The organism is Streptomyces phytophilus (assembly GCF_013870535.1).
Lineage (GTDB): Bacteria > Actinomycetota > Actinomycetes > Streptomycetales > Streptomycetaceae > Streptomyces > Streptomyces phytophilus.
In genome coordinates, this window is sequence record NZ_JACBXC010000367.1 from 1 (window position 1) to 5062 (window position 5062).

A 5062-nucleotide genomic window follows, 5' to 3' on the forward strand; every position below is an offset into this window, starting at 1 on the left:
CCCGCCCGGTGCCTGGCGGATACTGGGGCGCATGGCTTACGACGATCTCCGCTCTCTGCTGCGGGCCCTGGAGCGCGACGGCGACCTCAAGCGCATCAAGGCGGAGGTCGATCCGTACCTCGAAGTCGGCGAGATCACCGACCGCGTGAACAAGGCCGGCGGCCCCGCCCTGCTCTTCGAGAACGTCAAGGGCTCCGCCATGCCGCTGGCGATGAACGTCTACGGCACCGACCGCCGGCTCCTCAAAGCCCTCGGCCTCGGCTCGTACGCGGAGATCGGCGAGCGCATCGGCGGGCTGCTCAAGCCCGAACTGCCGCAGGGCTTCACGGGCGTACGCGAGGCGTTCGGCAAGCTCGGCACCATGGCGCACGTGCCGCCGAGGAAGGCGAAGGACGGCCCCGTCCAGGAGGTGGTGCTCACCGGCGACGAGGTCGACCTCGACACGATCCCCGCGCTCTTCACCTGGCCGCAGGACGGCGGGTCCTTCTACAACCTCGGCCTCACCCACACCAAGGACCCCGAGACCGGCGTCCGCAACCTCGGCCTCTACCGCCTCCAGCGCCACGACCGCCGCACCATCGGCATGCACTGGCAGATCCACAAGGACAGCCGCAACCACTACCAGGTGGCCGCCCGCCGCGGCGAGAAGCTGCCGGTGGCCATCGCCTTCGGCTGCCCGCCGGCCGTGACGTACGCGTCGACCGCGCCGCTGCCCGGCGACATGGACGAGTACATGCTCGCCGGCTTCATCGGCGGCAAGCGCGTCGAGATGGTCGACTGCAAGACCGTGCCGCTCCAGGTCCCCGCGCACGCCGAGGTGGTGCTCGAAGGCTGGCTGGAGCCCGGCGTGGAGCTGCCCGAGGGCCCGTTCGGCGACCACACCGGCTTCTACACCCCGCAGGAGCCGTTCCCCGCGCTGACCGTCGAAGCCGTCACGATGCGCCGCCGCCCGCTGCTGCAGTCCATCGTCGTCGGCCGCCCGCCGACCGAGGACGGGCCGCTGGGGCGGGCCACCGAGCGGTTCTTCCTGCCGCTGCTGAAGGTGATCGTGCCGGACATCGTGGACTACCACCTGCCGGAGGCGGGCGGCTTCCACAACTGCGCGATCGTCTCGATCGAGAAGAAGTACCCGAAGCACGCGCAGAAGGTGATGTCCGCGATCTGGGGCGCGCACATGATGTCGCTCACCAAGCTGATCATCGTGGTCGACGCCGACTGCGACGTCCACGACCTCCAGGAAGTCGCCTGGCGGGCGCTCGGCAACACCGACTACAGCCGCGACCTGTCCGTCGTCGAGGGCCCCGTCGACCACCTCGACCACGCCTCGTACCAGCAGTTCTGGGGCGGCAAGGCGGGCATCGACGCCACCGCGAAGCTCCCCGAGGAGGGCTACACGCGCGGCTGGCCGGACATGGTCGTCTCCGATCCGGACACGGCGGCGAAGGTCGACGCGCGGTGGCGGGAGTACGGCCTGTGACGGCCGCCGGGAGCGTCGTCGGGCCGGGTCCGGCCCGGTCGGGCAGCGGGGTGCGGGCGTTCTTGCGGCTGGTGATGATCGAGCACTCGGTCTTCGCGCTGCCGTTCGCGTACATCGCCGCGCTGACGGCCATGCTGGTCGACGGCGACGGGGCGATCGAGTGGGGGACGCTGCTGATCGTCACGGTCGCGATGGTGGCGCTGCGGACGTTCGCGATGGCCGCGAACCGGATCATCGACCGCGAGATCGACGGCCGCAACCCGCGCACCGCGCACCGCGAACTGGTCACCGGCGCCGTCTCCGTCCGCTCGGCGTGGACGGGCGCGCTGATCGCGCTGGCGATCTTCCTCGGCGCCGCGGCGCTGCTGAACCCGCTGTGCCTGGTGCTGGCGCCGGTCGCGGCGGTGCCGATGGTCGTCTATCCGTACGGCAAGCGGTTCACGACGTACCCGCACGCGATCCTCGGGCTGGCGCAGGCGATCGGCCCGATCGGCGCGTGGCTGGCGGTCACGGGGGAGTGGTCGTGGCCCGCGGTGCTGCTGGGGCTCGCGGTGGGGATCTGGATCGGCGGCTTCGACCTGATCTACGCCTGCCAGGACGTCGACACCGACCGCGCCCAGGGCATCCGCTCGGTCCCGGCCCGCTTCGGCGTCGCGGGGGCGCTGTACGGGGCGCGGGCGGCGCACGTCGTGACGATGGCGCTGTTCGTCTGGTACGCGCTGGCGACGGACGCGGGTGCGCTGTTCTGGGTGGGTCTCGCGGTGGTGGCGGGGGTGTTCGCGTATGAGCACAGCATCGTGCGCCCCGACGACCTGAGCCGGCTGAACCGGGCGTTCTTCACGCTGAACGGCGTGATCGGCATCATCCTCTTCTGCTGCGCGGCAGCGGACCTCCTGGTACGCGACCTCGGCCTGTGACCCGCCGGGTCACACCGCCGTGCGGCCGACGTGGAGCACCAGCACGGTGACCCTGCCGTCGTCGATCCGGTAGATCGCCCGGCAGCGGCCGACTCGCAGCCGGCGCTTGTCGGTGCCCCAGGGAGCCGAGTTCTTCGGGCGCTGCTCCGTGGCGAGCGCGTCGATCCCGTCGATGAGCGACCGCAGCCCGGCGGGGTCGTCATCAAGGAAGCCCGCGGCGGCGTTCACGGCGTCGGTCTCCCAGACGACCTCGTGGCTCACGTGTCGAGCCCCAGGCGCTTGCGTACGTCGTCGTGGGGCACGTACGTGTCCTCGCCGCGGGCCTTGCGGGCTTCGTACTGCGCGACGGCGAGGGCGTCTTCGAGGTCCTCGATGTCCCCTATGCCGATGATCATGGCAGCTGGTTCGCCGTGGTCGGTGATGACGGTGCGCTCGCGGCCCAGCGCGGCACGGCGGACGAGCGAGCCGAACCGGCTGCGTGCCTGCGCGATGGGAAGTGTCTCACTCATGCATCAACTGTACAGAAGACGCCACTCCTGTCTCAGGTCGCCTGAAGGCCGGCCCGCCTGCGGTCGCTGAAGTAGAACGCCGACAGCACGCCGCCCACGAGGCCGAAGAGGTGGCACTGCCAGGAGATCGACTGCTCGACCACCTGGTCCGTCGGCAGCGCGCCCCACACCATCGAGCCGTACACCAGCGCGACCACGATGCCGATCAACACGTCGGCCATCCGCCGGTCGACGAAGCCGCGCACCACCACGTAGCCGAAGAGGCCGAAGACGACGCCCGACGCGCCCGCCGTGTTCGACCCCGCGGGCGAGACCAGCCACACCCCGAGCCCGCTCACCAGCATGATCAGCGCGACCACGCCCGCGAACCGCCCGATCCCGCGCATCGCCGCGATGAAGCCGAGCACCAGCAGCGGACCCGTGTTCGCCGACAGGTGGTCCCAGCCGAAGTGCATGAACGACGCCGGGATGACGTCCCGCAGCTCGCCGAGTTGCCGCGGCGTGATCGCGTACGTGTCCAGCTTGTTGTCGCCCGCCTGGTCGACGGCCTCCAGCACCCACAGCAGCGCCACCCACGCGAGCATCACCACCGCGGCGCGCTTCACGTATATTCGCCCGCGCGGCGGCCGTGCCGCCCGCGCGGGCCTCGCGGCGGGGGTGCCGCGCCCGTAAGGTTCGTACATCACCCGAGCCCCCTTCGGACCAGTGTGTCCTCCCTGAGGGAAACGCAGGCGCCCTGCGCCTCGGTTCCCGGCGCCGGATAGGCTCGCCGCGTGGAGCCGCCGCACCAGACGCCGTACGAGGACCCGGACGGGCAGCCGTACGAGGAGCCGTACGCCGACCGCCCCGGCCGGGGCCGCCGGCCCTGGGTCGTCGGCGTCTCCGGCGCCTCCGGCACCCCGTACGCCGCCGCCGTGCTGCGCGCGCTGCTTGCGGCCGGGGAGGCCGTCGACCTCGTCGTCAGCCGGGCCGCGCGGCTCACGGTGCTGGACGAGACGGGGGGCCCGTTCCGCGACGCGCACTGGCGCGACGACCTGCGGCGCTGGCTCGCCGCGGGCGCCGACGGGCGGCCGGACGCCTTCGCCGCGGCGGACCTGGGTGACGTACGGCACTGGGCGGCCGGTGATCTGGCGGCCGGTCCCTCCTCCGGTTCGTACCCCGCGAAGGGCATGATCGTCGTGCCGGCGTCGACGGCCGCGGTCGCGGGCATCGCGCTCGGGCTCTCCAAGGACCTCCTCCAGCGCACGGCGAGCGTGACGCTGAAGGAGGGCCGGCCGCTGGTCGTCGTCGTACGGGAGACGCCGCTGCCCGGGCCGACGCTGCGGCAGATGGTCGCCCTGGACGAGGCGGGCGCCGTGGTGCTCCCCGCCGCCCCCGCCTTCTACGCGGGGGCCACCGGCATCCAGGACCTCGTGGACTTCGTCGCCGGCCGCGCCCTCGATGCCGCGGGTGTGGCCCACAAGCTCTATCGCAGATGGGAAGGGGAGCTGGGGCGCTCCCGCTGACACAGCGGAAACCGCTGGGACAGCCGACACAGCAGCACGGAAGGCTTGAGATCGCACATGGACGCCGTCGACAGGCAGCTCATCCAGGCCCTGCGGGAGAACGGCCGGGCCTCGTACGCCGAGCTGGGCCGGCTCGTGGGGCTCTCCGGACCGAGCGTCACGGACCGGATCAACCGCCTGGAGTCCGCCGGGGTGATCACCGGCTACCGCGCCACCGTCGACGCCGCCCTGCTGGGCCTCGGCGTCACCGCGCTCGTCGGGATCTCGCTCTCCGAGGCGGTGGACCACGACGACGTCGCGGACCGGCTGCGGGACCTGCCGGAGATCGAGGACTGCTTCTTCATCGCCGGGGCGGACTCGTTCATGCTCAAGGTGCGGGCGCCGGACGTGGACGGGCTGGGGAAGACGGTCAGGCGGCTGTCGCGCATCAAGGGCGTCTCGCACACGGCGACGACCGTGGTGCTGTCCACGATGTGGGAGAGCAGGGTGGGGGAGATCGCGGAGGAGTAGGCCGCGTAGGCTCGGATGCGCGCAGATGCGCAGGAACGTGACTTACGGGCTGGGAGGCGGCGCGTGGACGCAGGGCTCAGGCGCGAGCTGGCGGAGAAGGCGCGCGAGGGCGCGCGGCTGAGCCGCGCGGACGGTGTCGCGCTG

7 protein-coding genes are annotated in these 5062 nt (G+C 72.0%); 4 read left to right on the plus strand and 3 right to left on the minus strand.

Translation table 11 applies throughout. The features are described from left to right. The first annotated feature begins 31 nt into the window (after positions 1-31). Positions 32-1477, plus strand: coding sequence for a menaquinone biosynthesis decarboxylase (locus tag H5J30_RS17060; RefSeq protein WP_181788282.1), 1446 nt, complete (start codon positions 32-34; stop codon positions 1475-1477). After that, the gene (mqnP, locus tag H5J30_RS17065) at positions 1474-2394 is read left to right on the plus strand and encodes a menaquinone biosynthesis prenyltransferase MqnP (protein WP_181788283.1); all 921 of its coding nucleotides are present in this window, start codon (positions 1474-1476) and stop codon (positions 2392-2394) included. Before H5J30_RS17060 ends, mqnP begins: the two co-directional genes overlap by 4 nt. Positions 2395-2403: 9 nt before the next feature. On the opposite strand, the gene H5J30_RS17070 is transcribed toward mqnP, so the two are convergent. Genes H5J30_RS17070 through H5J30_RS17080 form a run of 3 tightly spaced genes read right to left on the minus strand, consistent with a single transcriptional unit; the run spans position 2404 to position 3508 of the window. After that, positions 2404-2655, minus strand: coding sequence for a type II toxin-antitoxin system RelE family toxin (locus tag H5J30_RS17070; protein WP_181788284.1), 252 nt, complete (start codon positions 2653-2655; stop codon positions 2404-2406). Next, on the minus strand, positions 2652-2903 hold the full coding sequence (locus H5J30_RS17075; RefSeq protein WP_181788285.1) for a type II toxin-antitoxin system Phd/YefM family antitoxin: 252 nt from the start codon (positions 2901-2903) through the stop codon (positions 2652-2654). The genes H5J30_RS17070 and H5J30_RS17075 overlap by 4 nt, the downstream gene beginning before the upstream one ends. Before the next feature lie 32 nt (positions 2904-2935). Continuing rightward, a complete protein-coding gene (locus H5J30_RS17080; RefSeq protein WP_181788287.1) occupies positions 2936-3508 on the minus strand; it encodes a rhomboid family intramembrane serine protease in 573 nt (190 codons plus the stop codon). Between the two features lie 168 nt (positions 3509-3676). Between H5J30_RS17080 and H5J30_RS17085 the strand changes: the two genes are divergently transcribed. Together H5J30_RS17085 and H5J30_RS17090 are read left to right on the plus strand one after the other, a co-directional pair. Then, on the plus strand, positions 3677-4408 hold the full coding sequence (locus H5J30_RS17085; protein ID WP_181788286.1) for a UbiX family flavin prenyltransferase: 732 nt from the start codon (positions 3677-3679) through the stop codon (positions 4406-4408). Positions 4409-4465: 57 nt separating this feature from the next. Next, complete coding sequence (locus H5J30_RS17090) at positions 4466-4918, plus strand: Lrp/AsnC family transcriptional regulator (protein WP_181788288.1); 453 nt, start codon at positions 4466-4468, stop codon at positions 4916-4918. The last annotated feature ends 144 nt before the right edge of the window (positions 4919-5062 follow it).